Annotated in this window: 26 protein-coding genes and 1 pseudogene; 16 read left to right on the top strand and 11 right to left on the bottom strand. The window is 68.5% G+C overall.

Features of this window, described 5'->3' with window-relative positions; genetic code table 11:
- Positions 1 to 149: 149 nt before the first annotated feature.
- Both TSH20_RS29040 and TSH20_RS29035 read left to right on the top strand, forming a co-directional pair.
- Positions 150 to 1,970: a heavy metal translocating P-type ATPase gene (locus tag TSH20_RS29040; protein ID WP_247871517.1), complete on the top strand. Its 1,821-nt coding sequence runs from the start codon at positions 150 to 152 to the stop codon at positions 1,968 to 1,970.
- Positions 1,971 to 2,010: 40 nt separating this feature from the next.
- Complete coding sequence (locus tag TSH20_RS29035; RefSeq protein WP_109157055.1) at positions 2,011 to 2,502, top strand: DUF411 domain-containing protein; 492 nt, start codon at positions 2,011 to 2,013, stop codon at positions 2,500 to 2,502.
- Between the two features lie 51 nt (positions 2,503 to 2,553).
- Here the strand turns inward: TSH20_RS29035 and TSH20_RS29030 are convergent, their stop codons facing one another.
- On the bottom strand, positions 2,554 to 3,741 hold the full coding sequence (locus TSH20_RS29030) for an acyltransferase (protein WP_109157056.1): 1,188 nt from the start codon (positions 3,739 to 3,741) through the stop codon (positions 2,554 to 2,556).
- Between the two features lie 268 nt (positions 3,742 to 4,009).
- On the opposite strand from TSH20_RS29030, the gene TSH20_RS29025 reads away from it, so the two are divergent.
- Positions 4,010 to 4,372, top strand: a complete 363-nt coding sequence (locus TSH20_RS29025; protein ID WP_109157057.1) for a YkvA family protein — start codon at positions 4,010 to 4,012, stop codon at positions 4,370 to 4,372.
- Here TSH20_RS29025 and TSH20_RS29020 read toward each other — a convergent pair.
- From TSH20_RS29020 to TSH20_RS29010, 3 genes are all read right to left on the bottom strand, one after another.
- Positions 4,369 to 4,920, bottom strand: a complete 552-nt coding sequence (locus TSH20_RS29020; protein WP_109157058.1) for an HAD family hydrolase — start codon at positions 4,918 to 4,920, stop codon at positions 4,369 to 4,371. The genes TSH20_RS29025 and TSH20_RS29020 overlap by 4 nt on opposite strands.
- 108 nt (positions 4,921 to 5,028) lie before the next feature.
- Positions 5,029 to 5,526 carry a Mut7-C RNAse domain-containing protein gene (locus TSH20_RS29015; protein WP_109157059.1) on the bottom strand — a complete coding sequence of 166 codons (498 nt, stop codon included), beginning with the start codon at positions 5,524 to 5,526 and terminating at the stop codon, positions 5,029 to 5,031.
- Positions 5,527 to 5,595: 69 nt separating this feature from the next.
- The gene (locus TSH20_RS29010) at positions 5,596 to 6,117 is read right to left on the bottom strand and encodes a hypothetical protein (RefSeq protein WP_109157060.1); all 522 of its coding nucleotides are present in this window, start codon (positions 6,115 to 6,117) and stop codon (positions 5,596 to 5,598) included.
- Between the two features lie 191 nt (positions 6,118 to 6,308).
- Here TSH20_RS29010 and TSH20_RS29005 point away from each other — a divergent pair, with 191 nt between their 5' ends.
- Positions 6,309 to 7,511 (top strand): helix-turn-helix transcriptional regulator, encoded by a 1,203-nt coding sequence (locus TSH20_RS29005; protein ID WP_109157061.1) that lies wholly within the window; start codon positions 6,309 to 6,311, stop codon positions 7,509 to 7,511.
- Between the two features lie 3 nt (positions 7,512 to 7,514).
- On the opposite strand, the gene TSH20_RS36225 is transcribed toward TSH20_RS29005, so the two are convergent.
- Together TSH20_RS36225 and aqpZ are read right to left on the bottom strand one after the other, a co-directional pair.
- Positions 7,515 to 7,637, bottom strand: coding sequence for a hypothetical protein (locus tag TSH20_RS36225; RefSeq protein WP_256379201.1), 123 nt, complete (start codon positions 7,635 to 7,637; stop codon positions 7,515 to 7,517).
- Between the two features lie 149 nt (positions 7,638 to 7,786).
- Entirely contained in the window at positions 7,787 to 8,527 is a 741-nt protein-coding gene (gene aqpZ, locus TSH20_RS29000; RefSeq protein WP_109157062.1) for an aquaporin Z, read from the bottom strand.
- A 257-nt stretch (positions 8,528 to 8,784) separates the two neighbouring features.
- On the opposite strand from aqpZ, the gene TSH20_RS28995 reads away from it, so the two are divergent.
- Positions 8,785 to 8,976, top strand: coding sequence for a transposase (locus tag TSH20_RS28995; protein WP_158282082.1), 192 nt, complete (start codon positions 8,785 to 8,787; stop codon positions 8,974 to 8,976).
- 96 nt (positions 8,977 to 9,072) lie between these two features.
- Here the strand turns inward: TSH20_RS28995 and TSH20_RS28990 are convergent, their stop codons facing one another.
- Positions 9,073 to 10,272, bottom strand: coding sequence for an MFS transporter (locus TSH20_RS28990; RefSeq protein WP_109157064.1), 1,200 nt, complete (start codon positions 10,270 to 10,272; stop codon positions 9,073 to 9,075).
- A gap of 103 nt (positions 10,273 to 10,375) precedes the next feature.
- On the opposite strand from TSH20_RS28990, the gene TSH20_RS28985 reads away from it, so the two are divergent.
- Entirely contained in the window at positions 10,376 to 11,311 is a 936-nt protein-coding gene (locus TSH20_RS28985) for a LysR family transcriptional regulator (RefSeq protein WP_109157065.1), read from the top strand.
- Positions 11,312 to 11,367: 56 nt separating this feature from the next.
- Here TSH20_RS28985 and TSH20_RS28980 read toward each other — a convergent pair whose 3' ends face one another.
- Complete coding sequence (locus TSH20_RS28980) at positions 11,368 to 13,239, bottom strand: chloride channel protein (RefSeq protein ID WP_146205418.1); 1,872 nt, start codon at positions 13,237 to 13,239, stop codon at positions 11,368 to 11,370.
- Between the two features lie 322 nt (positions 13,240 to 13,561).
- On the opposite strand from TSH20_RS28980, the gene TSH20_RS28975 reads away from it, so the two are divergent.
- From TSH20_RS28975 to TSH20_RS28950, 6 genes are read left to right on the top strand one after another with little or no spacing between them, the layout of a single operon-like run.
- Positions 13,562 to 15,706 carry a glycosyltransferase gene (locus TSH20_RS28975; RefSeq protein WP_146205419.1) on the top strand — a complete coding sequence of 715 codons (2,145 nt, stop codon included), beginning with the start codon at positions 13,562 to 13,564 and terminating at the stop codon, positions 15,704 to 15,706.
- Positions 15,707 to 15,742: 36 nt separating this feature from the next.
- On the top strand, positions 15,743 to 17,041 hold the full coding sequence (locus tag TSH20_RS28970) for a glycosyltransferase family 1 protein (protein WP_109157068.1): 1,299 nt from the start codon (positions 15,743 to 15,745) through the stop codon (positions 17,039 to 17,041).
- Positions 17,041 to 17,811, top strand: coding sequence for a methyltransferase, TIGR04325 family (locus tag TSH20_RS28965; protein ID WP_158282081.1), 771 nt, complete (start codon positions 17,041 to 17,043; stop codon positions 17,809 to 17,811). Before TSH20_RS28970 ends, TSH20_RS28965 begins: the two co-directional genes overlap by 1 nt.
- Positions 17,808 to 18,239 carry a hypothetical protein gene (locus tag TSH20_RS28960; protein ID WP_109157070.1) on the top strand — a complete coding sequence of 144 codons (432 nt, stop codon included), beginning with the start codon at positions 17,808 to 17,810 and terminating at the stop codon, positions 18,237 to 18,239. Before TSH20_RS28965 ends, TSH20_RS28960 begins: the two co-directional genes overlap by 4 nt.
- 35 nt (positions 18,240 to 18,274) lie before the next feature.
- Positions 18,275 to 19,378, top strand: coding sequence for a DegT/DnrJ/EryC1/StrS family aminotransferase (locus TSH20_RS28955; protein WP_109157071.1), 1,104 nt, complete (start codon positions 18,275 to 18,277; stop codon positions 19,376 to 19,378).
- Positions 19,375 to 20,169 carry a class I SAM-dependent methyltransferase gene (locus tag TSH20_RS28950; protein WP_109157072.1) on the top strand — a complete coding sequence of 265 codons (795 nt, stop codon included), beginning with the start codon at positions 19,375 to 19,377 and terminating at the stop codon, positions 20,167 to 20,169. The genes TSH20_RS28955 and TSH20_RS28950 overlap by 4 nt, the downstream gene beginning before the upstream one ends.
- A gap of 6 nt (positions 20,170 to 20,175) precedes the next feature.
- Here TSH20_RS28950 and TSH20_RS28945 read toward each other — a convergent pair whose 3' ends face one another.
- Positions 20,176 to 20,997 carry a sulfotransferase domain-containing protein gene (locus tag TSH20_RS28945; protein WP_109157073.1) on the bottom strand — a complete coding sequence of 274 codons (822 nt, stop codon included), beginning with the start codon at positions 20,995 to 20,997 and terminating at the stop codon, positions 20,176 to 20,178.
- A gap of 414 nt (positions 20,998 to 21,411) precedes the next feature.
- Here TSH20_RS28945 and TSH20_RS28940 point away from each other — a divergent pair, with 414 nt between their 5' ends.
- From TSH20_RS28940 to TSH20_RS28930, 3 genes are read left to right on the top strand one after another with little or no spacing between them, the layout of a single operon-like run.
- Complete coding sequence (locus tag TSH20_RS28940; protein WP_158282080.1) at positions 21,412 to 22,515, top strand: tetratricopeptide repeat protein; 1,104 nt, start codon at positions 21,412 to 21,414, stop codon at positions 22,513 to 22,515.
- Positions 22,516 to 22,517: 2 nt separating this feature from the next.
- Positions 22,518 to 23,453, top strand: a complete 936-nt coding sequence (locus tag TSH20_RS28935) for a radical SAM/SPASM domain-containing protein (RefSeq protein WP_158282079.1) — start codon at positions 22,518 to 22,520, stop codon at positions 23,451 to 23,453.
- Positions 23,454 to 23,490: 37 nt separating this feature from the next.
- Positions 23,491 to 24,474 carry a hypothetical protein gene (locus tag TSH20_RS28930; protein ID WP_199232067.1) on the top strand — a complete coding sequence of 328 codons (984 nt, stop codon included), beginning with the start codon at positions 23,491 to 23,493 and terminating at the stop codon, positions 24,472 to 24,474.
- Positions 24,475 to 24,538: 64 nt separating this feature from the next.
- Here TSH20_RS28930 and TSH20_RS28925 read toward each other — a convergent pair whose 3' ends face one another.
- Together TSH20_RS28925 and TSH20_RS28920 are read right to left on the bottom strand one after the other, a co-directional pair.
- A complete protein-coding gene (locus TSH20_RS28925) occupies positions 24,539 to 25,456 on the bottom strand; it encodes a recombinase family protein (RefSeq protein WP_109157076.1) in 918 nt (305 codons plus the stop codon).
- Positions 25,457 to 25,624: 168 nt separating this feature from the next.
- Positions 25,625 to 26,107: a DUF1579 domain-containing protein gene (locus TSH20_RS28920; RefSeq protein ID WP_109157077.1), complete on the bottom strand. Its 483-nt coding sequence runs from the start codon at positions 26,105 to 26,107 to the stop codon at positions 25,625 to 25,627.
- 219 nt (positions 26,108 to 26,326) lie between these two features.
- On the opposite strand from TSH20_RS28920, the pseudogene TSH20_RS28915 reads away from it, so the two are divergent.
- Positions 26,327 to 26,629 (top strand): annotated as a pseudogene (locus TSH20_RS28915) (hypothetical protein); the annotation flags it as partial.

Below are 26,629 nucleotides of genomic sequence, written 5' to 3'. Positions count from 1 at the left end.
TGGGCTAGGGCGCCCCCCCCGCCGATCCGGTTGCGGACGGCCCGGATGCTGCTTGCGGCGGGGGATGCTGCGGGACTGAGGCCCATTCCCATTCCCACGGCGATGCGGATGAGACGCCCTGGTGGCGCGGGGGCAAGGCCCGGCTGACCATGACGGCCGGTGCGGCTCTGGCCGCCGCGACGGTGCTCGGCCTGCTGGTGCCGGCGACGGAGCCCTGGGCCTTCCCGCTGGCGCTGATGGTTGGGCTGGTCCCGGTGGCGCGGCGCGCCCTGGCGGCGGCACGGGCCGGAACCCCCTTCTCCATCGAGATGCTGATGACGGTCGCCGCCGTCGGCGCCCTGCTGATCGGCGCGGTGGAGGAGGCGGCGACGGTCCTGGTCCTCTTCCTGATCGGCGAACTGCTGGAGGGGGTGGCGGCCGGCCGGGCGCGGGCCGGCATCCGCGGCCTGACGGCGCTGGTGCCCGACACGGCGTTGCTGGAGCAGGACGGCGCCGCCCCGCAGGCCGTCCCCGCCGCCGGGCTGGCCGTCGGCTCCGTCATCCTGGTGCGGCCGGGAGACCGGGTGGCGGCCGACGGCATCGTGCTGTCCGGCCGCAGCGCCGTCGACGAGTCCCCCGTCACCGGCGAGAGCGTGCCGAAGCTTAAACGCGAGGGCGATACGGTCTTCGCCGGCACCATCAACGCCGACGGCGCGTTGCGCGTCCGCGTCACCGCCGCGGCGCGCGACAACACCATCGCCCGCATCGTCCGGCTGGTGGAGGAGGCGCAGGCGAGCAAGGCCCCGACCGAACGGCTGATCGACCGCTTCGCCCGCCTCTACATGCCGGGCATCGTCGGCGTGGCGGCGCTGGTCGCCCTGGTGCCGCCGCTGGCCTTCGGCGGTGGCTGGACGGAGTGGATCTACCGCGCCCTGGCGGTGCTGCTGATCGGCTGTCCCTGCGCGCTGGTGATCTCCACCCCGGCGGCCATCGCCGCCGGCCTGTCGAATGGCGCCCGGCGCGGGCTGCTGCTGAAGGGCGGCGCCGTGCTGGAGGCGTTGGGCCGCATCACCACCGTCGCCTTCGACAAGACCGGCACCCTGACGGAAGGCCGGCCCCGCGTCACCGACTTGGCTCCCTTCGGCGTCGGCGAGGCGGAACTGCTGGCCGACGCCGCGGCGCTGGAAGCCGGGTCGAGCCACCCGCTGGCCCGCGCCATCCTGGCCGCGGCGGCAGAACGCGGCATCGCCCCGCCCGCGGCCGGCGAGGTGACGGCACTCCCCGGCGCCGGGCTGAACGGCCGGGTGGCCGGCCGTAGGGTGGCGCTGCTGTCGCCCCAGGCCGCCGCATCCGCCCTGAGGCCTGCGCAGGCGGAGCAGGCCGCCGCCTTCGCCGGGACGGGCAAGACCGTCTCCGTCCTGCTGGTGGACGGCATTGCCGCCGGTCTGATCGCCATGCGCGACGAGCCGCGCCCCGACGCCCACAGCGGGATCGCGGCGCTGGACCGCGCCGGCATCCGCTCGCTGATGGTGACCGGCGACAATGCCCGGACCGCCGGGGCGGTCGCCGGAGCGTTGGGCATGATGGCACATGCCGAACTGCTGCCGGAGGACAAGCTGCGCATCGTCCGCAGCCTCCAGGCCGATGGGCAGCGGGTGGCGAAGGTCGGCGACGGCATCAACGACGCCCCGGCGCTCGCCGCCGCCGATGTCGGCATCGCGATGGGCGGCGGCACCGACGTGGCGCTTGAGACGGCCGACGCCGCCATCCTGCACGGCCGGGTCGGCGACGTGGCGGCGATGGTGGCGTTGTCACGCCGCACCATGGCCAACATACGGCAAAACATCGCATTGGCTTTGGGCTTGAAGGCTGTCTTCCTGCTCACCACCGTGTTGGGCGTCACCGGGCTGTGGCCCGCGATCCTGGCGGACACCGGCGCCACCGTGCTGGTCACCGCCAACGCCCTGCGCCTTCTGTCCGTCCGTCCCTGAACGCCCGGACCAGAGAACTGATTTCGTTAGGAGAAATTCCATGAGCATGACGCGGCGGACGATGATGCGGGGAGCGGCGCAAGGGGCCTTGGCGACCGTTCTGGCGCTCGGCCTTGGGTCGATGGGGCTGCCGGGCATGGTCCGCGCCGCCGTTCCCGCCGGCGGTTCGGCGGTGGAGGTCTGGAAGGCCGCGAGCTGCGACTGCTGCGAGGGCTGGGTGCGGCACATGCGCGCCGCCGGCTTCGAGGTCACCGTCCACACCGTCGACGACGTGACGCCGATGAAGCGCATGGCCGGCGTGCCGGACGACCTCGCCTCCTGCCACACGGCGCGGGTCGGCGGCTATGTGCTGGAGGGCCATGTGCCGGCCGACGACGTGCGGCGGCTTCTGGCCGAACGGCCGCAGGCCCGCGGGCTGGCGGTCCCCGGCATGCCGCAGGACGCCCCCGGCATGGACATGGGTGTCGGCCAGCCCTATCAGGTCATGCTGTTCGGTGCCGCCGGCGGACCGCAGGTCTTCGCCCGTCATTGACGGGTCCGATGCGTCCCGGATGATGGCCAGGGGTGATGGCCTGGGCGGCGTTCAGGCCGCCTCGGCCATTGGTGGGCTGGCCGGCGCGGCTTTGCGCGACCGGACCAGCAGGCCGTTGACCATCGCCTGCCCCGGCAGTTCGATGAAGCGGTAGGTCAGGGCCGACAGGACGATCACCGCCAGCAGATAGCCGCCGCTCACCAGATCCATCACCCAGGCGTCGCCGAAGGAGAGCAGCCGGTCGCTGCCGCCCTCCACCTCGCGCTCGACGAACAGCGGCCGGCCGAGGACCCCCTGCATCACCGTCGTGCCTTTCTGCAGCACGGCGATCAGCAGGGCATGCACCATGTAGATCGAGTAGGACCAGGCGCCCAGCCGCTGGAAGGGCGAGGTCGCCAGCAGGCGGGAGACCGGCCCGGCTTCGAAGGCGAACACCCACACCACCAGCCCGAACAGGAGCGGCGCCGCCAGCGACAGGGCGTTGCCCCCCGCGGCCGAGACGAAGGCCACCACCGCCAGCAGCGCCCCCGCCTCGGCCAGTCCGCCGGCAAGCCGGGACACGGCTGTATCGGGGCGCCTGTTAGCGGCCGCCCGATACAGCCGGTAGACGAGGCAGCCGGTGAAGAAGCCGTAGAGGCAGCGGAAATAGCCGTAGTCGATGCTGGTGTCGATGTAATTGGCGGAAAAGCGCATCACCATCAGGGCACCGGCGACGGCGAGCGCTGCCATCGCCACGGCCAGCACCCTTGGCCGGCGCACCATCAGGCAGAGGAGGGCGAAGGTGATGTAGACGAAGAACTCCGCACTGATCGACCAGCTCGGGATGTTCCAGGTCCATTGATCCTCCACCCCCAGCGCATGGACCAGGGCGAGGTTGCTGACCAAGGCCGATGGGGCATAGGTGCCGGTAAAGGCGGCGGTTCCAACATGACCGCCGGATGGTCCGGAGACCGCCTTCACGCATTCCAGCGCCACGAAGGCCAGCAGCACCGCCGCATGCAGCGGCCAGACCCGGCCGAACCGCCGGACCAGGAAGGTCCCGGCCGACTTCCCGCCGTCGATGCGGCCGGAATAGGCGTGGACGATGACAAAACCGCTCAAAACAAAGAAGAAATCGACAAAAAGATAGCTGCCGTGCACGAAGTTGATCGTATGCAAATGATCGATGCTGTGCAAATGGTACAGGGCAACGCATAACGCGCACAGGCCACGCCAGCCGTCGAGCACCGGGAACCGCATGGGAACCTCCGGGTGATGTTCAAAGGCGTTTCTTGGAAAACTGTTCGAAATGGCAACAAAACCTACGACTGATTGCGGGGGGTAAAAAAGGACGCGGGAGGTTTATTCCGAAGGATCGCCGACTACCCATGGCGGCTCTGCCCCAAGACCACCGGCACCGCGCCCCTCCCGTTCGGGTGATCCCGGACATCCCTGTCCCGTGCGCCCGGTCCCGCGCGCCTGGTCTCGTACGTTGAAATATCCGCTCCAGAGGATAGGATCGGCGGCAATGGCATCCGTGAAGACATGGGCACGTGCGATCAAGCGCGACGTGCTGGCCGTCTATCTGGCGGCGCGCGACCCGCGCACCCCCTGGCCTGTCCGCCTCCTGGCGATGGCGGTCGCCGCCTATGCGCTGAGCCCGATCGACCTGATCCCCGATTTCATCCCGGTGCTCGGCTATCTGGACGATCTGCTGATCGTGCCGCTCGGCATCCTGCTGGTCGTCCGCCTGATCCCGCCGGAGCTTCTGGCCGAACACCGGGCCGCCGCGGCGCGCCGACCCGCCCGCCCGGTCAGCGTCGCCGCCGCCATGGTCATGATCGCCCTTTGGCTGGCGGCGGGCGCCCTGCTGTGGTGGTGGCTGTTCTAGCCGACGTCCGTGGAGCGCGCCAGGATGCCGGCGACGATGGCGTCGAGGTCGCCGCCGCGGTAGAGCGTGCCTTCGATGCCCGCCCGCTGCGCCGCCTGCAGGTCGGTGTCGCGGTCGCCGATCAGGAAGCTGCCCTTCGGCTCCACCGGCCACTCGGCCATCGCCTGCAGCAGCATCCCGGGTTCCGGCTTGCGGCAGGCACAGTTGGTCCGGTAGGGCGGCTCGCCATGCTCGGGATGGTGCGGGCAGTGGTAGAAGGCGTCGACATGGGCGCCGACGGCGTGCAGTTCCTGCTGCATCCAGCGATGCAGGGTCCGCACATGCTCTTCGCTGTAGAGACCGCGGGCGACGCCGGCCTGGTTGGTGACGACGAAGACCAGAAAGCCGGCATCGTTCAGCCGCTTCACCGCCTCCCTTGCCCCCGGCATCCAGGTGATCTGGTCGGGACGATGGGCGAAGCCGATGTCCTCGTTCAGCACGCCGTCACGGTCGAAGAAGGCGGCTCTGCGGCGATTGGCGTTCGGGGCCGGGTGTGACTCGTCTGGCATGATAGAGAGGGGCATGATGAAGGCGGGCCGTCTTTCTCGCGGTGGCAAACTTGCGGTTCGGTCTGGTTGAAAAGCCGCCCAGGCGCCGCCGTTGTCAATCCGGATACATCAACCCGGATGCGGCGTCCCGGCCTGCGCCAGCCGCCGGAGGGTGCCGGTCAGGCGGCGGACATGACTGCCCGGCCAATAGAGCCGCCCGCAGCACGGGCAACTCGTCAAAGGACTTCCGTCGGAGGCACTGCCGAACGGAGCAGTCAGGCCGCGGGCGCCCAGCGGGACCTCCGCCAGCCTGTCGGGCGGCGCCGGGTGCAGCAGGCAGTTGTCGATTAGGCAACGGGTGAAGGGGGCCTGGAGCCAGTCGACTGGATGGGCGGCGCTCAGCGAGCGGGCCTGTTCCTCCACCGACTGGCCGTGCAGCAGGCATCCATGCCGGCCGGCGGTCTCGGCCAGCCGGCGGTCGCGGGTCAGCAGGAGGCGCCCTTCCGCCTGCGCCCGGCCGAGCAGCGTCCGATCGGCCGTGCCGGCCGGCGCCAGGGCGGTGTCATGGCCGGCGGCCCGCAGCAGGCGGGCGAGCCGGCCCAGCATCTCGTCACAAAACCAGTTCATGTCGCGTCAACACAGCAGATCACCCAACAAGAAAATGAAATGGTCTCATGAAAACATATGGTGGTCCCCTCAACTCACCCCCGGAACCTCCCCCCGCTCAATCCGGCGGATGCAGCCCAACAGCAGCTCTTCCAGGTTCAGCGGCGGCAAGTCGATGTGGATGGCCTCGAAGCCGCAGTCACGCGCACGGGCCATCAGGTCGTGGTTCGCCGCGGCAATCGACAGCAGGACGGGGCGTGCGGTACCGCACATCGCCGCCAGCCGGTCGAAGACGGACGGCCATGGTCCGCCGGTCCCCCGACGCTCCGGCCTCGTCTCTCCCATCACGATAAGGTTGGGGACGAGGGGGACGGGGCCACCGCGATCAGGCGGGACGAGACGGGCCCGCGCCAACAACGCCAGCCCTTCCTCCATCGTGCCGCTTGCCACCACCCGCCAGCCCAGCGTTTCCAGGTAAAGCCGCAGCCCCTCGCGCAGCAACGGACTGCGGTCGGCGACCAGCGCCCAGCGCACCCGGCCTCCGGCGTTGCGCAGGGCGGATCGTCCGGCCGGTGGCCGGGTGGCGTGCGTCCTCCCACTGCCGTTGATCATGGCCGTATGCTCCGCTTCGATGGCTCCTGTCTTCCACAGGGGAGCGCTTCGGCAACTTTTGAGGAAAATCCCGGAAAACCGCATCCTTCACATGACGGACGAAACACCCCGACAATGGTTATACACAACTGATTGGTCTTGAATGCGAGTGGTTGCCTACGTGGAATTGTCCATAAGCGGAGGACTTCCCTATGGCGCAGGCTGCGGACTCCCTGATCGAGGACATCTACGACACCGTGACCTTTCCGGAGCGCTGGAGCGGCATCCTGGAGCGGCTCTGCGCCTCGGCTGATGCGACCCACGGCTTCCTGTTCACCGCGGCGCTCAACCAGGATGCCCGGACCATGGCGCTGTGGGCGCGCCACAACATCTCGGACGCGGTGCTCGGCGATTACGCCACCCATTTCCGCCATCGCGACCTTTGGGCCAATGCTGCAGCGGCACGTGGCCTGCTGCACCGGTGCGTGGTTCGCCGTGGAGAGGAGTTGGTGCCAGAGGCGGAGCTGCGCCGTTCGATGATCTTCAATGAGATGCTGGAGGAGCAGGGAATGGGGCGGTTGTGTTCCGTTTCCCTGTCCGATGGCGGCGAGTTGACGCCGATGCAGCCGGTGCTGAGCCTGTTCCGCCCGGCCGACAGGCCGCCATTTTCCGACGACACGGTCCGGCTCCTGCAGAGCTGTGCTCCGCATCTTCAGCGGGCGATGCGGCTGCGCGTCCGGCTGTGGGCGCGCCAGGACGACCGGGAGGAGGAGGTCCTCTGGAGCGGCCGGATGATCGACCGCCTGCCGATGGGGGTGGCTCTGCTCGACGCCGCCGGGCGGATCCTCTGCCTGAACCGGGCCGGACAGGCGATGGTCGATGCGCGGGACGGGCTGCGGTTTCAGCAGGGGCGTCTGCAGGCCGAACAGGGGGCCGAGGCGCGCCGGCTTGCCCATGCGCTGGAGGCGGCGCTGTCGGCGGGCGCCAGGACCGCGGCGGCGCGCCGAGCCGGGGCGGCCGACCTCCGGGTGTCGCGCCCGTCCGGCCGGGCACCTTATCTGCTGACCGTTCTGCCGCTGTCGCCCGAGGCGGCGGGGCCGTTCGGCGATGCCGGCGGCGGGGGAGGAGACGGCGCCCGCATCCGGGCCGCGGTCTACATCGTCGATCCGGCCGCCGTGGCGCCGGGGCTGGGCGCGCGCCTGGGCGGACTGTTCGGCCTGACGCCGGTGGAGGCCGCCCTGGTCGCCGACCTGCTGGCCGACCTGACCCCGGCGGAGATCGGTGAGCGCCGCGGCGTGGCGATCAGCACCGTGCGCAGCCAGCTGCGCAGCGTCTTCGCCAAGACCGGAACCAGCCGCCAGAGCGAACTGATGAACTTGGTCAACCGCAGCCTGATGCTGCCGGAGAGGCCGTGACGGTCAGGCCAACAAGGGCAGCGCCGACACCACCAGGAGGCCGAGATAGATGCCGATGAACAGGCCCAGCACAATGCCGTAATCGGCCTCGGTCATCGGATTGGAATCGGGGTCGAACTGCCGCATGGATACGCCTTCTGCGCCGTCTGTCCTGCCTGAATAACAGTGGACGGCGGCGGGGCGTTGCGACATCTGCGGGCCATGCGGGGCGGGCTGTCCGGGACCGGCCCTTTGCGAGCCGGTCCCCTCGACTGGATATGGAAGCCGTTCCCGGATCAGGTGGAGCTTTTCGCCTGCCCGGTGATGGCGGGCTTCGCTGCCTCCTCCTCGGCAAGTGCGCGGTAGGCCAGTCCGCCCGCCAGCCCGCCGGCCAGCGGCGCGATCCAGAACAGCCAGAGCTGTTGCAGCGCCCATCCGCCGACCACCAGTGCCGGACCGGTGCTGCGCGCCGGGTTCACCGACGTATTGGTCACCGGGATACTGATCAGGTGGATGAGGACGAGCGCCATGCCGATGGCCAGCGGCGCGAAGCCGGCCGGCGCCCGCCGGTCGGTGGAGCCCAGGATCACCAGCACGAAGAAGAAGGTCAGCACCAGCTCGATCACCAGGGCCGAGGTGATGCCGTACTGGCCGGGCGAATGCGCCTCGTACCCGTTGGCGGCGAGGCCGTTGACGGCCAGGCTGTAGTCGGCCTTTCCGGTGGCGATGACATAGAGGACCAGGGCCGCCGCGAAGGCTCCGACCAGCTGGGCCAGCACGTAGGGCAGGATGTCCTTGGCCGGGAACCGCCCGCCGGCCCACAGCCCGACGGTCACCGCCGGGTTCAGGTGGCAGCCGGAGATGTGGCCGATGGAATAGGCCATGGTCAGGACGGTGAGGCCGAAGGCGAGGGAGACGCCGAGCAGTCCGATCCCGACCTGCGGAAAGGCGGCGGCGAGCACGGCGCTGCCGCAGCCGCCGAAGACCAGCCAGAATGTCCCGAGAAACTCGGCGGAGCTGCGCCTTATCATACTCATGCCAACCTCCCACTGCTGTCAGGGTTGCTGAAGGCCGACGGATGCCGGTGCGCTGACGAGCATAAATCCACCCGGACGGGAGGGAGTTCGCGCGTTCGGACAGTGGGATGTGGCAGAAGAACAGGGAGATGAACTACTGGCCCTCCTCCGAATCAGTGGACATCTCCGCTAAGCTCCGAGTGGAGCGGGAAGGTGTCTGATGACGAAGACGAGGCGGTCCTTCACGGACGAGTTCAAGCGTGAGGCGGTTGCCCGCCTTGTCTGAGTTCGTGAACGCGCTGAAGACTGGGACGAGCCGCCGCTTGCGGGCTGAGTTTCCGGACGAGGTGAACCGTTGGGACAGCAAGCCCGCGCTCCGGTCGCGCTCGTGCTGCGTGATGTCCGTTGGCGGTGCATCGCTTGAGGTGCTGAAGCGCGACATCGAGGGGCGGGCCGGCGCCGATGAGTGAGCGTACCGGGCAGCGCGGCGCATTTTCCCTCCAACCAATCCTAAGGAGTGAGTGGAGCCCCCATGCGCCAAATGGTGGAGGTCGCGGAGGAGTGGGTCAGGCTGAGTGCTCCGCCGTGGCTTCACCCCTCTTCACCGCGCCACGCGATAAGCCGAGTGTTCCCAGCCCAAGGAGGATCAGCAGGATTGAGGCATAAGGCAGCACCGTCAGCCCAAACAGCGAGGAGGCGGTGCCAGCGACGAAGGAGCCTGCGGCCATCCCGACATAGATGCAGGACGCATTCAGCGCCAGCACCAGTCCGCGCAGATCAGGTGTCAGCTCGACCATGCGGCGCTGCTGCGACGGCATGAAGACGTCGCTGGCCAGCGCCCAGGCAACCAGCACCGCCAGCGCCGCCCAGAGGTGCCCGGGCAGCAGGCGCATCGCCAGGAAAGCTCCGGCCATTACCAGAAGCGAAGCGGTGATCAGCGTCTCGGCGGTCCAGCGGTCGGCCAACCGGCGGGCGACCAGATTGCCGCCGACCCCGGCCATGCCGTAGACCAGCAAAGCCAGCGAGACGGTTCCGGCATCCGCCCCATACTGGTCGTGCAGGATCGGTGCGATCAGGGTGTAGGTGGCGAACAGACCGGCCATTTCCAGCACCATCACCGCCAGCCCGCCGACGATCGCCGGACTGCGTAGCGCGCCCAGCAGATGACCCAGCCGTACCCCCTGCCCCGGCGTCCGGTCGGCGATGCGCCCCCCAATCAGCAGCGCGGCCAGCGCGGTCAGGCTCCCAATCGCCAGGAACAACACCCGCCAACCGGCCACCGCTGCGGTCCAGGTGGAGAGCGGCACCCCGATCACCAGCGCCACCGTCATGCCGCTGAACACCACGGCCAGCGCCCGCCCCTGCCCGCTCGACGGCACCAGGGCGGTTCCCATCGCCGAGGCCACCGGTCCCACCGCGGCTGCCCCCAGCGCCGCCAGCACCCGCATCGCCAGCAGTACCGGATAGTTGGGCGCCAGCCCGGTTCCCACTGCGCCGATCGCCATCACCGATAGCCCGCACAGCAGCAAGGTCCGCCGCGGCAAATGGCCGAACAGCACCTGCAGGGCTGGCGCCCCCAGCGCGAAGGTGATCGCATAGGCCGAGACCAGGAAGGCCACCGCTCCCTCGCTCAGGTTCAGCGAGCCGGCCATCACTGGCAGCGCCCCCACCACCGCCAGTGCGCCAGTGCCCATCCAGAAATAGGCGAGGCTGAGCAGCCGGAGCGAGAGGGCGGCGGAACGATCCGGCGACGGGGAAATGGTCATGACGCTCTCCGGGAAATGACGAAACCTCCCTTTGACTATTCGCGTTCATGGTATAGGCAAAATCGATTATCGGTATTCGACATATAACTGTAATGGATTGATCATGGCCGATCTCAAGGGCATCGACCTCAATCTGCTGGTCTCCCTCGACATGCTGCTGGGGGAGCTGAACGTTACCCGCGCCGCGCACAGGCTCGGCATCAGCCAACCCGCCTTGTCGGCGCAGCTGGCGCGGCTGCGCGCCCTGTTCGGCGATCCGCTGCTGGTGCCGGCCGACACCGGCCGTGGCATGATCGCCACCGCCCGCGCGCTGGAACTGCAAAAACCGCTGCACGCCGCCCTGAAGGCGCTGGAGGTGACGATCAACCGCCCCTCCACCTTCGATCCGATGAGGGCTGAGCGGGTCTTCACCATCGCCGCCAGCGACAACGCGACGGTGCTGTTCAGCTGCGGTCTGGTGGAACGGTTGCGCAGTACCGCCGGCCCCGGCATCCGCCTGTCCTTCCGCAACCCGAATATCGCGCTGATCTCCTCCCAACTGGAAAGCGGAGAACTGGACATCCAGATCGGCTCCGATCGCGTGATTGCGCCGACGATGAAAGCGCGGCTGCTGGTGGAGGAGAGCTACAAGGTGGTGCAGCGCAAGGGGCATCCGCGCGGCACCGGCCCGCTCGACCTCGAGGCTTATTGCGCGCTCGACCATGTGCTGGTGTCGCCGACCGGCGACTGCTACGGCTATATGGACGAGCAGTTGGAGGTGATCGGCCGACGGCGCCGGGTGGTGATGACAGTGCCGCAGTTCTTCCTGGCCGCCATGACGGTGCGAACCACCGACTATATCAGTACCCTGCCCTGCCGCTTCGTCAGCCGTCTCACCGACTGGCTTGATACCTTTGATCTGCCGTTCGAAGCGCGGGGATTTTCCCTGCATGCGGCATGGCACCCGCGCAACCACGCCGACCCCGGCCACATTTGGCTGCGCCGTCAGCTGGCCGAGGTCGCCGCCGCTCCTGCCCCGGCAAACCGTCAAATCGCCTGACAAGAGCAGGCTTGCGGTGCCTCCCTGGACTTTGGCCAATTTCGCGATGCCGGTGATCAGCCGAAGAGGTGCCGTTCTCCCAGTTCCTCCGCACGCTTGCGTTCCAGTTCCTGGTTGTAGCGGCGCAGCGCGTAGGCTTCCGTCAGATAGCCGACCAGCCGTTTCGTCGTCGCGCTCTCCACGACCGGAAGGCTCTCCTCCTCTGTGTCGGTGAAGAGCTTGAGGGCGCTGCGCACATTCTGCCCCGGCAGCAGGACGGCATCCGCCGCCCGGGCGAGGTCGCCGGCGGTGCGCTGCTCCATGTCCTCCTGCAGGGTCGGATCATGCACGGCGGAGAGCGTGACGATGCCGGCATAGGCCCCGCGTTCGTCGAACACGAACACCTGCTTGGCGCTGCCGAGCGGAAACATGCGGCGCAGCTCGGCCAGGCTCATGGAGGCGGGAACGCTCTTGGCGTCGCGGCGCATCATCCGTCCCACCGTCAGATTCTCGATCCAGCCGATGTCGTGCGCGCCGTGGATGGGCAGGCCGCGCAGGTGGAAGCGCCAGGTGGCGAAGGAATGGCCGAACATCCGGCGCACGATCATCGTCGCGACCGCCACGCTGGTGAGCACGCCGAGGGTGACGGGAAAGTCGGCGGTGGCCTCCTGGACCAGCATGACCATGGTGAGCGGGGCGCCGACGATGGCGGCGGCAACTGACCCCATCCCGACCAGGATGAAGGCGGTATAATGGATGCCCACGTCGGGCAGCAGCCAGCCGGCGATCTTCACGAAGAGGCTGCCGTACAGGCTGCCCAGGAACAGCGACGAGCTGAACAGCCCGCCGCGGAAGCCCGCGCCGAGGGAGATGGACGAGGCGACGACCTTGGCGGCCAGCAGGGCCGCCAGGATGATCCCGTCATAGCCGAGGACGATGTTGTGCTGGATCGCGCCGTGGCCGCTGCCCAGCACCTGCGGGTAGAGCATGGCGATGGCCCCGACCAGCAGGCCCCCGACGGCCGGCCTGAGCCAGACGGGAACATGCGCCGCCCGGAACAGCCGCTCCGCCAGCGTCACCGCCTTCATCGTGGCGATGCCGAGGATGGCGGCGCCGATGCCGACCAGGACGAAGAAGGGATAGTCGCTCGGGCCCACGCTGACGGGGTCGTAGACGGCGAAGATGGTGTCGTGGCCGCTGGTCCAGCGGGTGATGATGCCAGCGGTGATGGCGGATAGGCTGACCGGCGCCAGGGCGGCAAGCGTGTAGCTGCCGATCACCAGTTCGAAGGCATAGAAGGCCCCGGCGAGCGGGGCGTTGAACGCGGCGGCGATGGCGGCGGCGGCGCCGCAGCCGACCAGGATCCGCAGGTCGGCGCGGCGAAGCTTGACGGCCTGCCCGGCCGTGGAGGTGACGCCCGCCCCCACCTGGGTGTAGGCCGCCTCCATGCCGACCGAGGCGCCGAAGGCGTTGGACACCAAGGTCGAGGCGGCAAGGCGAAGGCTGTCGAGCAGGGACATCGTGCCGCCGTAGAGCGCGTTCGCCTCGATGGGGTCGACGATGTCCTTCGCCCGCAGGCGCCGGGCAAAGCTGCCGAAAATGCCGAGCGCCAGCCCGCCGACCATCGGGATGATCAGCGGCTGCCAGGGGCCGATGGCCACGCCTGCGCTCAGATGGGCGCCGCGCGGAAGATCGAAGAGCACCGAATGCAGCAGCCCGACGGCTTTCTGGAGCAGGGCGACCCCGCCGGCGATCAGCGCCGCGGCAACCACCCCGAGGGCGACGATGGCGAAATCATTGTCGCGGACATTCCGGCTGGCCAGGGCGCGGAGCAGGAACAGGCGGCTGCGGAACCAGCCGCCGTGACGGCCTTCCGGGACGGGATGCAGGGACGGCCGGTCGCCCGTGTCCTTCCGTTTGGGAAGGAGGGGAATGGGGGGCAGGGACATGGCGGGACGCGGCTGTTGGAGCCCCCCGGTACGGGCGGACGTTCCCGGCATCTAAGCGGCGCCGGTGCCGGACGCAACGACAAACTCCCGGTCGCCTGCCCCCAGCCCTCGTCCCCCAGCCCTCGTCCCCTGCCCGCGGTTTGGCCTGCAGCGGGGCAATACGCGCGTATTCATCTTTTATTAATATGCCGGCGTCGAGCATGTTCGTACGCCCGCAGTTGCCCCGGCCGCCGATCTGGCCCAACAGTTGAGAGCGCGCCCGGTTCATGCAATCGATGCATCCAGCCACGATCCCTGCTGCGGACAGCGCAAGGCGCGCGTGGTGACCGGCAGGCGCGTCAACGGCGGGCTGCGCGTCGCGCTGTTCGAACCTTTCGCCGTGAACGCCGAGTGGGCTGAACGCGAGCTGTCCTTGCGCATGCTGTCCGCCCTGGGTGCCAAGGGTTGGGAGGCCGCCATCGTCCGCCGCGCGGCGGAGATCGAGACCTTCGACCCCGATCTGGTCGTGTCGCTGCATCCCCAGGTCACCCCGAAGCTGACCGGGCACCTGACCATGGCGTGCGACTGGAACCCGCCGCAGTTCCACGCCTCGCACCGGTTCTTCGCCCAGAACGAACGGTCCTATGACGGCTGGCTCACCGTCAACGAGGGGATGCGGCGGCGGATGGCCGACCTGTTCTGGCCGACTGCGCGCCCGCTGGTGACCGCGCCCATGTATCCCAGTTCTCCAGCCCTGGCGCTGGAGCCGAGGCTGGGTCCGGACAGCCGGCTGTTCTACATCGGCTCCAACTGGGACGGCCAGCGTTTCCCGCTGATGCTGAGCCTGCTGGCGCAGGCAGGCGTGCTGGCGCTGCACGGCCGCCGCGACCGCTGGGAGCATCTGGCCGATGCCTTCAGCGGCGCATTGCCGTTCGACGGGCATTCGGTGATCGAGCGCGCCAATGCCTACGGGATGGGGCTGTGCCTGCATCTGCAGCCGCATGTCGAAACCGGCATCCCGAACATGCGCATCTTCGAACTGTCGGCGGCCGGGGCGCTGACCATCGCCGGCCACCATCCCTTCATCATGGAGGCCTTCGGCGACAGCGTCCTTTATGTCGACACCACCGCCGGCGAGTTGGAGACGGCCGAGCAGATCCTCGCCCATGTCGCCTGGGCACGGGCCAACCCGGCGCGCGGACGGGCGATGGCGCGCGACGCGCAGGCGATCTTCCTGGAGAAATTCAGCCTCGAGGTGCTGTTCGACCCCCTCCCCGACCTCGTCGCCGACGCCCGGCCGAGGCTTGGTCTGACGCCCGCCGGCAGCGGCGCGGCGCCGGTTCCCGTCGATCTGGTGCTGCCGGTCGATGAGAACGGGTGGGACGACGCTCTGCAGCGGCTGGAGGCGGTGGCCGGGCAGACGGCCGGCCCTGTCGGCGTGGTGCTCGTCCTGCCGGACGGCATGCGGGAGACCGTCCCGGACAGGCTCGTCCGCCGGCTTGCCTCCCTGCGCGTCCTGCGCACGGAAGTGGCAAGACCGTCGGGCTCCCGCCTGTGGGCCGGGTTGCGGGCCACCGACGCCGGGTGGGTCGGCATCCTGCCGCCCGGGGCGCGGCCCTTTCCCAACCATGTCGCGACGCTGCTGGCCGCGGCTGAGGACCTTGGCGTCGACGCCGTCCATGGCGGGGCGCTCCAGCCGATGCTGCCGGAGGAGATGGTGGAGCTGTACCAGGCGGAACTGCGGCCGACCGCCATCGGCTTTGACGCCATCGACACCGCCTGCCCCGCATCCACCGCGGCCACCCTGCATCCGGCGAGCCTTCTGATGCGGCGGGAGCGTCTGAAAACCCTCCTGCGCCGCGATCCGGAGCTTGGCGACGCGGCGGTCGCCTTCCTGGCCCATCGGGTCGCCGCGCAGGCGCCCCTTGGATGCAGCGGCCTGCTCACCATGCGCGCCGCCGACCGGGCGGATGCCGGGCTGGCCGAAGAGCAGGAGCGGCTTTGCCGCCTGACCGCCCTCACGCCCGTCCCGTCCGCCGCCACGGCCGCACCGTCACCGCCTCCGGAGCAGGTGACCTGCTACTTCGACTTCGATCCGAAATTCGCCGCACGCCTGCCGCGCCTGTGCCGGGATGCGGACTTCGCGGCCCTTCCCGGCGACCGGCCCATCTATCTCTATGGCGCGTCGCGCGGCGGGCGCATCCTGCAGATGGCGCTTGGCAAATGGGAAAACCTGACACTGGCCGGTTTTCTGGACGGGATGCGCAAGGGAACCGCGTGGGATCTGACCGTGACGACACCGGAGGCCGTCGCCGACGCGCTGCGCGCTGCGACGGTGATCATCTCCAGCCAATATGTCTCGGAGATCGCCAAGCGCCTGCTGCGGGTCGGCATCGCCGATCCCTACAACGCCTACCCGTTCATCGTGCGGCACATCCGGTCGGAGGCGTCGCAGAGGCTGCGGGACGCACCGGCGCAGCCGGCCTGAAGGATCGGGCGGCAGAGACCAGTGAGGAGTCCGAGCATGCGCGTCGGTGTCTACCGGGGATTTCCCGCCTCGGCCGGAGGTGGCTTCCAGTACGAGGCGTCGCTGCTGGACGCCCTGTCGGACCTGACCCCGCAGGTCCCCTATGATCTGGTCTGCGTCAATCCCGCCGGCGAAAGCCTGCGTGGGATCCTGCAGTCCCGCCATCTCCACTACGGCCGGCTGCCGATCCTGCCGCTGGGCGATCTGGGCATTCATCAGGGGCCGCCCGAATCCTATCTGTCGACCGATGGCGAGGGTGGCCGCCCGCCACCCCCGACCGACGAGATCGTGCTGAACACCGCCATGGGACAGGCGTTGCGCGAGGAGGACGTCGACCTTCTGCTCACCCTCCACCCGTCGCTGATCGGGCCGGAGGCGCTGGTCCCCTTCATCGTGCCGATCCACGACCTGCAGCACCGCCTCCAGCCGGAGTTTCCCGAGGTCAGCGCCGACGGGATCGCCGCCCTGCGGGAGCAGGCCTACCGGACGATCTGCCGCTACGCCACTCTGGTCCTGGTCGATTCCGAGGCGGGGCGGCAGGACGTGCTCCGCTTCTATGGCGACCTGATCGACGGCGACCGCATCCGGGTGCTGCCCTTCTTTCCGCCGGTCCGCCGCTCCCGCCCGCCGACGCAGAGGGACCTCGCCAGGGTCCGGACGCGGTACGGTCTGCCGGAGCGTTATTATTTCTATCCGGCGCAGTTCTGGATGCACAAGAACCATCGCCTGATCGTCGAGGCGCTCGGCCACCTCGCCGATGGCGGGGACGAAGCCGTCAGGGTGGTGTTCGCCGGAAGCTACACGGAGAAATGGCGGGCGCGGAATTTCATCGATGTGATGGCCCTGGCGGACAGGCTGGGGGTGCGCGACCGCATCCACTATCTGGGATTTGTGCCCGACCGCGACATGCCGGCGCTCTACAGCCTGTCGGCCGGGCTGGTCATGCCGACCTTCTTCGGTCCCACCAACATGCCACCGTTGGAAGCCTGGAGCTTCGGCCGGCCGGTCATCGTCAGCGATCTGCCCAGCATCCGCGACCAGCTCGGCGACGGCGCCCTCTACATCGATCCGCGCGATGCGGTCTCGCTGGCCGATGCCATGGGCCGGCTGTGGCATGACGATGCCCTGGCCGCCACCCTGGCCGCCAACGGCGCCCGCCGCCTTGCCGGCTACCGGCATGAGGATTTTCTGTCGCGCTTGCGGAGCATCCTGGACGAGGCGGTGGACCGTGTCCGCACCCGCCGCACCCCCGCCTATCCGATCGCATGGCCGCAAGAAGCCGGGGGAGCAGGGTGATGGGCCTGTTCAGCGGCCTCTACGGCGACCATGCCGCGGCCCGGCGGGGTACCCAGACCTACGACGATCCGCGGGTGGTGGCGAGGCTGGTGGAGGCGCGGTCGGCCTTCCGCTGGGACGGGGTGCTCACTCCCCTGTTCCAGCAGCTTGCCGCCGCACTTCTGGCCGCAGCGGTGCGCGGGGGAGGCTTCGACGGCCGGCTGAGCGTCTGCGACTTCGGCGGCGGGCTGGGAAACGGGCATGCCGTGCTGTCCGCCATCCTGGGGGAGGCCGTCCGACTGGACTGGGACGTGGTGGAAACCCCGGCCCTGGCGCAGGCCGGCAATGAACGGTTCGCCGGCGACGGCCTGCGCTTTCATGACAAGCTCGACGCCCTGGAGGGCCGGGACCACGACCTGATCCTGGTCTCGGGCGTGCTGCAATATCTGCCCGATCCGCAAGCGGTCCTCGCCCGGCTGGCACGCCGGCCGCACCGCCACATGGTGATGAACCGCTTTCCCGTCCGGCAGGCGGCGGAGCCGGTGACGGCCGACCTTTGCACGGTGCAGGATCTGCGACTTCTCCAGGCCGGGGTGTCGGTGCCGCACTGGTGCTTCTCCGAGGAGCGTTGGCGTCGCCTCATAGGCGCCACGCACGCCACCGTCATGCGCTGGAGCGATGATTTCGACGGGCGGCACGGGCTGGACGACGGCAGCGAGCTGTCGTTCATCGGCATGCTGCTGTCCCGCCACCCCGTTCCCATCTCCGCCCCCGCCCGGATGCCGCCATGATCGAGACCATCGACCATGACGGCCGCACCCTGGCGATCATCGTCCGTGCCGAATTCCGCGAGCCGGGCATCACCTTCTTCACGCCGGCCAGCTTCTCGCAGCAGCTGGCCTTCATGCGCCACCCGACGGGAAAGACCATCAAGCCCCACCTGCACAACCCGGTGCATCGGCAGGTCGATTACACCCAGGAGGTCCTGCTGATCCGGCGCGGGCTTCTGCGGGTCGACTTCTACGACGGCGGCCGGACCTATCTGCACAGCCGGCTTCTGCGGGCCGGCGACGTCATCCTTCTCGCGTCGGGCGGACACGGTTTCCAGGTGATCGAGGAGGTCGAAATGGTCGAGGTCAAGCAAGGCCCCTTCGCCGGCGGCGCCGACAAGAGCTGCTTCGAGGGAGCCGGTCCCGAGCGCATCGTGATGGAACAGTGAGCGCCGCCGGCCGGCAGGGAAAGGACAGGTCTCCCGTGATCGTCGTGAGCGAGCCGTTGCTGGACGGCAGGGAACTGGAGTACGTCCGCGAAGCCGTCGAGACCGGCTGGATCTCCTCGGAAGGGCGATTCATCGCGGAGTTCGAGCGCCGCTGGGCGGAGTATTGCGGCACGGCGCACGGTATCGCCGTGTCCAGCGGCACCGCCGCCCTCCAGCTCGCCATGCGCGCGCTCAATCTGGAGCCCGGGTCGGAGGTCATCCTGCCGAGCTGCACGATCATCTCCTGCGCGGTGGCGATCCTCGAGGCCGGCTGCGTGCCCGTCCTGGTCGACAGCGACCCGGAAAGCTGGTGCCTCGACCCCGATCAGGTCGCGGCGAAGATCACGCCGCGCACCCGCGCCATCATGCCGGTCCATCTCTTCGGCCATCCCTGCAACATGGCGCCCCTGTGGGAACTGGCGGAGCGGCACGGGCTGCACATCGTCGAGGACGCCGCCGAGGCGCACGGCGCCGAATACCGCGGACGCCGCTGCGGCGGGCTGGGGACGCTCGGCTGCTTCAGCTTCTACGCCAACAAGATCGTCACCACCGGCGAAGGCGGCATGGTCGTCACCGGCGATCCCGCCCTTGCCGACCGGCTGCGCTCGCTGCGGAACCTGTGTTTCGGCCGCGACCGGCGCTTCCTGCACACCGAACTGGGCGTCAATGCCCGGCTGACCAACCTGCAGGCCGCCGTCGGTCTGGCCCAGGTCGAGCGCATCGGCGACCACATCGCCCGCAAGCGCCGCATCGCCGCGCAGTATGGCGCGCGACTGGCCGGACTGCCGCTTGCCTTGCCGGTCGAGCGCCCCTGGGCGCGCAGCGTGTACTGGATGTACGGGATCGTGCTGGATGACGAGGTGCCGTTCGATGCGGCCGAATGCGCGCTCCGCCTGCGCGCTCTTGGGGTGGACAGCCGCCCCTTCTTCCTCGGCATGCATGAGCAGCCGGCCCTGCTGGAGCGCGGCCTATTCCGCGAGGAGCGCTATCCGGTGGCGGAAAGGCTGGCGCGGCGGGCGCTGTATCTGCCGTCCGGCCTTGCCCTGTCCGATGCCGAGCTGGAACTGGCCGCCGACGCGCTGCGGAAGGTGCTGGCATGAGCGGGATTTTCGGAACCGGCTACGCGGCGGTCTATGACGCGCTCTATGGCGGGAAGGATTACGCGGGTGAAAGCGATCTGATCGCGCATCTGTTCGCCCTGCATGCGGACGGCCCCGTCGCGAGCGTCCTGGACCTCGGCTGCGGCACCGGCGGGCATGCCCTGCCGCTGGCGGCGCGTGGGCTGCGCGTGACGGGGGTGGACCGCTCCCCGGCCATGCTCGCCCGCGCCCGTGCGAAGTCGGCGGAGATGGCGGCGGGCATGGCCGGGACGACGGTCGCCGCGCCCGAGTTCATCGAGGCCGATGTCCGCACGCTTCGCCTCGGCCGGGTCTTAGATGCGGCGATCATGATGTTCGCCGTGCTTGGCTACCAGCATGACGACGACGCGCTGCTGGCCACCCTGGCCTCGGTCCGGCGCCATCTGCCGCCGTCCGGCCTTTTCCTCTTCGACGTCTGGTACGGCCCCGCCGTCCTCGCCCAGCGGCCGGGAGATCGGGTGCGGTCGGTCTCCCAGGCGGACGAGCGGATTCTCAGGACCACGCGGTCGGAACTCGACATCCGGGCCCAGATTTGCCGGGTCGATTTCCATGTGCTGCGGCTCGCCGGTGACCGGGTTGCCGGAGAGGAGCGGGAGACCCACACCATGCGCTTCTTCTTCGACCGGGAACTCGGCCTGGCGCTTGCCGCCTGCGGTTTCCGGCTGGAGGCGCTCCGCGCCTTTCCGGACATCGGCCGCGAGCCGGACGAGACGACATGGACCGTGATCGGCGTCGCGCGCGCCCTGCCGTGACGCCGCTCAGCCCGCCCCCGCACCGCTGCCGCCAGGGAAATAGGCAGACATCTCGGCACCGAAGGTCCGGTCGGCCAATGCCCGCTCCTCATCGGTCAGCAGGGTGGCGTAGCAGTTGCGATGGCCTTTGTTGATGAAGCGGCGGCTGCCTTCATAGCTGCGCGCGAGTTCGGGCCGATAGAAAACGCCGTCGCGCCGGTTGCGGACCTCCTCCGCTTCCAGTGCGGCCATCGCCGCCATCCCGCTGCGTTCGACCGCCATCGCCTGCCGCTCGGCCGGAACCGGCAAGTCGAGGAAGCGCAGGATGGCCGCCAGTTCGCGGCCGGGGTGATCGACCAGATCGGTGTAGGTGACGAGATGCACCGGGATCTCGCGCTGGTCGAGCCACGAGCGGACATGCTGCCGCCACGGCCCGGCGACCTCGAACTCCGCCCCGCCGGTCGTCAGCCAGCCATGGACGAAGCGACGGAACGCGGGACCATCGGCCGGGCCGCCTTGATCGTCGCCTGGGTTCCCGGCGGGGTTCAGGAACCGGCGGTAATCCCACGCCGACATCATGACGTCGACGGGGTGACGGATCAGATACACCGCCTTGGCCGTCCGCTCGACGCCGGGTCGGTCCGCTCCGAACGGGAAATGCGACTTCACGATCCGGGGTCCCTCCGGCATGGCGAACCGCAGCGCCGGCCATGCGTGAATGTCGATCACGTATTTCCTTTCGAGGTCGCCGATCTCGGCGGCGTCGCCGAACAGGCAGTGAAACATCAGGAATCCGAGATAGGTGACTCCCGACTTCGGGAAGGCCGAAAGGCTGATCAGGTCCCGCATGGATCGACATCTCCCCCCATCACATCACACCCCGCCCCGGTGCCGCTAAAGTGAAAAAAGAAAGGCGCGCGACAACCTCCGGGTTTGGGGAGTCTTCGTTCGGATTTTATCATGGACTGTATATTCGCAATCTCAAGTTTTTGAAGACTCCGCATAAGAAGCGCCGCTGGTTGTGGCTTTCTAATTTTGAATATGCGGGCTGAATTGCTCGAATGTATTAGAATTGTTATATTGACCAGCATTTGGTGTCCAACGGTACGGGGAAGGGGGATGAGGACGCGGATGCGCCGACCGGCATCGTCACTTCCGAATCCCTCAGCTGAAGAGGAGAGAGACTTCGACCGGATCGCCATCGAGAATTGGCGGGAGGAGATCCGCAGATCCACCGTCTCCCACTACCATCATCGGATGGGGGTGGCGCTCGAGGCTGCGGGAGAGCGCGATGCCGCCGTGACGGCGTTCGAGCGTGCGGTGGCGGTGGATCCGGGGCGTTATGCATCCGTGCTGCGCCTGAACCGCCTGCTGCGGGACGCGGGCGACCCGGAGCGCGCGCGATCCGTTCTGGCGCATGGAATGTTGGCGCATGGCCGCGACCCCGATGCCCTGGCGCGGGCGCTGGTCGATGAGGCGGAGGCCGCCCGGGACGATGGAATGACCGACGATGCGCTCGCCCTCGTCGCCCATGCGCTTGCCGTTTGTCCGCGTGCCGCCGCCGCTCATCTGCCCGATCTCGTCGTCGAACTGGCCGGCCAAATCCGTGATCGCCATGAGGAAGCGCTGCGCTGGTGCGATCTTGCGGCCCCCCATGCGCAGGACCGCTACGGCCTTCACCATCAGCGGGGCTTTTCCCTGCTTCTGCTGAACCGGCCGGCAGACGCGAGGCGGGAACTGGCGGCTTCGGTCGTCCTGGCGCCGGACCGGATGCCGTCCTGGTATGTGCTCGGCCAGTATCACCGGCTCCGCTTCGAAACCGAATCCGCACTGGCGGCTTACCGGCGCATTTGGGAGAGCGGTCACGATCTGCGCTGGTGGGCCGGCCTGATGACCGCGCAGACGCTGCTGCTGGACGGCCGGCTCCGTGAGGCGATGGCCGCCTGCGACGCCGTCCGCTTGCGGAATCCCGACATGGGCTGGGTGCGCATGATCGGGGGGCTGGTGCAACTCCGTGCCGGAGACCTCGACGCCGCCGCCCGTGCGTTCGACGGAGACGGTCTGAACGATCCCGATACAGCCAGAGGACGCGTCTTCCGCGGCATGCTCAGGCTTGCATGGAACCGGCCGCAGGAGGCGTTGGAGGATTTCAACGGCGAGCGTGGGGACTTCGCCTGCCTTGCCCTGCCCCGCCTCGGGCGGGCGCGGGCGCTGCTGGAACTGGGCGACGCGGAGGAGGCCCGCCGACTGGTGGGCGCGGCGGTGCGGGACGAGGGCCAATGGGTGGCCGCCACGTTGCGGCTGCTGGGACCGCTCGGGCAGGCGCTGGGTCCGTTGCTCGCCGCCGGCCTTGGAGGACGGAATTGACGATGAAAGTCTCCACTCCCCCGACCGCTGTACCGATCTCCGCCACAGCGGCCGACCCGACGGTGCTCGACACGCCCTTCTCGGTTTTCAACATCGAGCTGACCAACCGCTGTCCCTTCCGATGCGTCATGTGCGCGCGCACCGGCAACATGACGCGCCCGCAGGGGCTGATGGACTTCGGCCTGTTCCGCAAGGTGATCGACGAGTACGTGCTGGAGAACCCGAAACAGGCGGCGCAGGCGGATTGCTGGCTGCATCATTTCGGCGAGAGCCTCGTTCATCCGGACTTTGACCGCTTCGTCGCCTACGCCTCGGCGCGCGGCGTGCCCGCTGCCCTGTCGCTGAACCCGCTGATGCTGAAGCGGCCGACGGCGTTGGCGCTGCTGCGGGCCCGTCCTGCCAAGCTCTATCTGTCGATCGACGGCCATGACGATGCGTCGTTCGAACGCATTCGCGGGGTCGCGGATGCCTATGACGCCTCCGTCCGCAACCTGCTCGACTTCCTGACGCTGAAGAAATCCTTCAAATCCAAGGTCCAGGTCATCGTGTCGATGATCGATTTCGGCCTGAACGGCGACAGCATCGCCCGGAAGCGGGACTATTGGTCGAACCTCGACGGGGTCGACGCCTTCTTCGCCAAGGAGTTCGTCACCTGGGACGGCAATGCGCCGGACGTGAGCATCCTTGCCGGCGACCGGCCGCCGCAGCAGGACCACGTCACCTGCCGCTTTCCATGGAGCAGGTTGACCGTCACCTGGGACGGCGACGTCGTGCCCTGCTGCTACGACTATGACAAGCGCTATGTCCTGGGCAATGTGGCGACGCAGTCGCTGAAGGAAATCTGGAACGGCGGGCCGATGCGGTCGCTGCGCCGGGAATTTCTCGACAACCGCGTCTCCAATCCCTTGTGCCAGAATTGCGATTACCTTCGGGCCTGACCCGCTTCCGCCACGACACGCAAAAAGGACACCGCCGATGTCTGCCGAGCTGGAGGATCTGGTTCCTCTTTTCCGTGCCGGACGCGCCCTGGCCTGGGATCATCACCGCCAGCAGCAGCGTTCGGCGGAGCGTCAGCTTCTGCTGACCGCCCGTGCTCTGGGCGAGTCCCTGCGCGCCCGCAAGTGCATCCCCCACCTGTCCGACGTCGAATTCACGGTGTTCTCGCAGACCGGCGAGGACGGCATCATCGAATGGCTGATCCAGAACCTTCCGGTCCGCTCCGAGAGCTTCATCGAGTTCGGCGTACAGGACTATACGGAGAGCAACACCCGCTATCTGATGCGCAACCGCAACTGGCGGGGGCTCGTCCTCGATGCGAATGTGACGCACATCGAGGCGATCAGGAACGACGGGATCTATTGGAAGCACGATCTGATCGCAGAGTCGGCGTTCATAACGAAGGAAAACGTGAACGACCTGCTGTCACGCAGCGGCCATGGCGGCGACGTCGGCCTGCTGAGCATCGACATCGACGGCAATGACTATTGGGTGTTCGATGCGATCGACGTGGTTCATCCGGACATCGTGATCTGCGAATACAATGCGGTCCTGGGCGACATGCGTGCCTTGACGATCCCATACGATCCCGCATTCCAGCGCTCCATCGCCCATCCTTCCTGGCTTTATTTCGGCGCTTCGATCCGGGCGCTCGAACAGGCGGCGGCGCGCAAGGGCTATGCGCTGGTCGGCAGCAACGGGGCCGGCCACAACGCCTTTTTCGTCCGTGCCGAGCTTGCCTCCCATCTGTCCATTACGGATCGGAGCGCCCGCCCCTCCCTTTTCCGGGAATCCCGGGCCGAGGACGGGAGCCTGTCCTATGTGGGGGGAGTGGAGCGGGCCGCCCTGATCGCCGACATGCCGGTGCTCGATCTGGAAACCGGCCGGACGGCACCGCTTGCCAGCCATGGACAGCTCTACAGCCGGGATTGGCAGGCCCGGATGGGAGGCCGCCGCGGGTGACCGCGCGCTTGACCCAACAGCTTCAACAGGGTGAGGGGCGTCACTCCGGGGATTGCGCCGGGGGTCAGGTCCCGGCCGGTGATCCGGCAGGAAGCAGCCCCTGGGCACGGGCGCGATCCAGCAGGTTCTTGACCGAGGCTGCGGCCCAACTGCGCCCGCCGCGCGGCGTGGTCTCCCGCATCGCCTCCAACTGGGCGCCGATGGCCCGCAGCGAGAGCTTCGGGTTCGCCCGGGCGATGCCGGCGACCAGCACCATCAGCCGGTCATCCCCGCGCACGGGTGGCGCCTTGTCGAGCAGTGCCCTTTCCGCCAGCCCTTCCTCGACGAAGGCGCGAACGGCGCGGCGCAGCCGTTCGGCGGTCCAATGCCGGCCCGGCGGCAGCCTGGCGTTCACCGCCCGCGTCACCGCCGCCCAGGAGCGGGCCGGGGAGTGGGCCAGCCGGAGCCGCCGCACGGTGGGCAGCCATTCCTCCGCGGTGCGGGTCAACTCCAGCAGGTAGAGCTGGCGCTGCCGTTCGGCCAGACGCCGCGCCATCGCTGCGTCGCCCTGCTTCAGCTTGGGATTGCCGCCGACCCGGCCCCGCGCCTTGGCCGCCTTCAGCCCGGCCTTCGTCCGCTCGCGGATCAGCGAGCGTTCATACTCGGCCACCGCGCCCAGCATCTGCAGCACCAGCGTGCCGTGCGGGCTTGCGGTGTCGATCGGGCTGGTGAGGCAGCGGAAATGGCAGCCGCGGCCGCGCAGATCCTCGATCACCTCCAGCAGGTGCGACAGCGAACGGCCGAGCCGGTCGAGCTTCCAGATCACCAGCGTGTCGCCCCTGGTCAGGCTGGCCAGGGCCCGCGCCAACTCGGGCCGGGCCTTTGAGGCGCCGGAGGCGGTCTCCTCGAAGATCGTGGCGCAGCCGGCGGCGCGCAGCGCGTCGATCTGGGCGGCGGTGGTCTGATCGTCGGTCGAAACGCGGGCGTAGCCGATGAGCGCCATGGCGGAGTCCAGGCAGGACGGGGGGCGGGGACGCCTTTGTAAAATTATTGGAGATAGGAGTAAACGACCGTTTGACAAAATCTTTCCTGCTTTACACAGGCCCGGCGGAACCGGTCTGGCTCGTCCCTATCGCCCCCGGCCGGTGAACGCCTGTTGGGAAAGCCGTCCTCACTCCGCCCGTTTGAAATCCATGGTCCAGTTCGTTTCCCAGCTTTCGCCGCCGTCGGCGGACATCGCCTGTTCCCAGCGCGGTGTGGCGGTGTGGGTATCCAGCCAGAGGAAGCGAGTCTTGACCGGCCGCCCCTTGACGCAGTCATCCGCGAAAAAAGTCCCGACCTGACCCTCGAAGCGTCCCACCACCGGGGTCTCGATCGAATGCGGATCGGTGGTGGAAAGCCACCAGATGGCCCAGAGCCCGCGCTGTGGATCGTAGGACCTGATTGCAATTGCTCTGCAAGCGCCTTGTGGGAGGTTCAGCAAATTGTCTTCGATGTTCCCGTTCCCGCCAAGCACCGGCCGCATGTTCGCCGTCCCGGTGAAGCTATCCCACTCCTGACAACCGACCAGACGGTCTCGCAGACGGCGATGCGAGACGTGCCAGGACCCAATCTCGAAATCGAAGGCACGCGCCATCTCGTCACGGTCGGTCATCTGCAATTCTCCGGGCTGAACAAGAAAGTTATGTTCTCTTTATGTTCCGATCGATGTCAAGGGCATTGGCCGGCCTGACAGCAACACCGCACGGTGAGAATCCAAGGTTCGCGGGCTGGTATTTGCGGATGAACGGCTTGACGGAAATGGTGTCCGATAAAATGGACATGTTGCCGGATTGGCGATACAAATATCTTTTAACACTCTGACATATAAAGAATGATTTTTCACCTCGCCGATCCGCTGTCCCTCCTCCCCCCGCTGGAGCGCGCGTCCGCCGCAGTCGGCCGGCTGGCGCAGGCGGCGGCCGGGACGCCGGTGCGGGCGGCGTGGCTGCACCGCTCACGGGCCGAGGCCGCGGCGGCGATTGCCGATGTCGAGGGGCGCCGGGTCGACCCCAACCGCCTGCGCACCCTGCTGGCCCGCGTGCCGGTACGGGCGGCGCGCGACTGGGGGGCGACCATGCTGGCGCTCGACCTGATGCGGCAGATGCTCGCCGACGATGCCGGTCGTGACGCCGTG

Source organism: Azospirillum sp. TSH20 (assembly GCF_003115935.1).
Lineage (GTDB): Bacteria > Pseudomonadota > Alphaproteobacteria > Azospirillales > Azospirillaceae > Azospirillum.
The sequence above is the reverse complement of the archived record's forward strand: the minus strand, read 5'-3'. Positions and strand labels throughout refer to the sequence as shown.

Coding starts and splice junctions, on each gene's coding strand:
- aqpZ (WP_109157062.1), bottom strand. CDS start 8,527: ATGAGTATGATAAGGCGCAGCTCCGCCGAGTTTCTCGGGACATTCTGG.
- TSH20_RS28990 (WP_109157064.1), bottom strand. CDS start 10,272: ATGACCATTTCCCCGTCGCCGGATCGTTCCGCCGCCCTCTCGCTCCGG.
- TSH20_RS28985 (WP_109157065.1), top strand. CDS start 10,376: ATGGCCGATCTCAAGGGCATCGACCTCAATCTGCTGGTCTCCCTCGAC.
- TSH20_RS28930 (WP_199232067.1), top strand. CDS start 23,491: ATGTCTGCCGAGCTGGAGGATCTGGTTCCTCTTTTCCGTGCCGGACGC.
- TSH20_RS29035 (WP_109157055.1), top strand. CDS start 2,011: ATGAGCATGACGCGGCGGACGATGATGCGGGGAGCGGCGCAAGGGGCC.
- TSH20_RS28980 (WP_146205418.1), bottom strand. CDS start 13,239: ATGTCCCTGCCCCCCATTCCCCTCCTTCCCAAACGGAAGGACACGGGC.
- TSH20_RS28920 (WP_109157077.1), bottom strand. CDS start 26,107: ATGACCGACCGTGACGAGATGGCGCGTGCCTTCGATTTCGAGATTGGG.
- TSH20_RS29015 (WP_109157059.1), bottom strand. CDS start 5,526: ATGAACTGGTTTTGTGACGAGATGCTGGGCCGGCTCGCCCGCCTGCTG.
- TSH20_RS29010 (WP_109157060.1), bottom strand. CDS start 6,117: ATGATCAACGGCAGTGGGAGGACGCACGCCACCCGGCCACCGGCCGGA.
- TSH20_RS29020 (WP_109157058.1), bottom strand. CDS start 4,920: ATGCCAGACGAGTCACACCCGGCCCCGAACGCCAATCGCCGCAGAGCC.
- TSH20_RS29030 (WP_109157056.1), bottom strand. CDS start 3,741: ATGCGGTTCCCGGTGCTCGACGGCTGGCGTGGCCTGTGCGCGTTATGC.
- TSH20_RS28965 (WP_158282081.1), top strand. CDS start 17,041: ATGGGCCTGTTCAGCGGCCTCTACGGCGACCATGCCGCGGCCCGGCGG.
- TSH20_RS29005 (WP_109157061.1), top strand. CDS start 6,309: ATGGCGCAGGCTGCGGACTCCCTGATCGAGGACATCTACGACACCGTG.
- TSH20_RS28960 (WP_109157070.1), top strand. CDS start 17,808: ATGATCGAGACCATCGACCATGACGGCCGCACCCTGGCGATCATCGTC.
- TSH20_RS28935 (WP_158282079.1), top strand. CDS start 22,518: ATGAAAGTCTCCACTCCCCCGACCGCTGTACCGATCTCCGCCACAGCG.
- TSH20_RS28925 (WP_109157076.1), bottom strand. CDS start 25,456: ATGGCGCTCATCGGCTACGCCCGCGTTTCGACCGACGATCAGACCACC.
- TSH20_RS29025 (WP_109157057.1), top strand. CDS start 4,010: ATGGCATCCGTGAAGACATGGGCACGTGCGATCAAGCGCGACGTGCTG.
- TSH20_RS28970 (WP_109157068.1), top strand. CDS start 15,743: ATGCGCGTCGGTGTCTACCGGGGATTTCCCGCCTCGGCCGGAGGTGGC.
- TSH20_RS28950 (WP_109157072.1), top strand. CDS start 19,375: ATGAGCGGGATTTTCGGAACCGGCTACGCGGCGGTCTATGACGCGCTC.
- TSH20_RS29040 (WP_247871517.1), top strand. CDS start 150: ATGACGGCCGGTGCGGCTCTGGCCGCCGCGACGGTGCTCGGCCTGCTG.
- TSH20_RS36225 (WP_256379201.1), bottom strand. CDS start 7,637: ATGCGGCAGTTCGACCCCGATTCCAATCCGATGACCGAGGCCGATTAC.
- TSH20_RS28945 (WP_109157073.1), bottom strand. CDS start 20,997: ATGCGGGACCTGATCAGCCTTTCGGCCTTCCCGAAGTCGGGAGTCACC.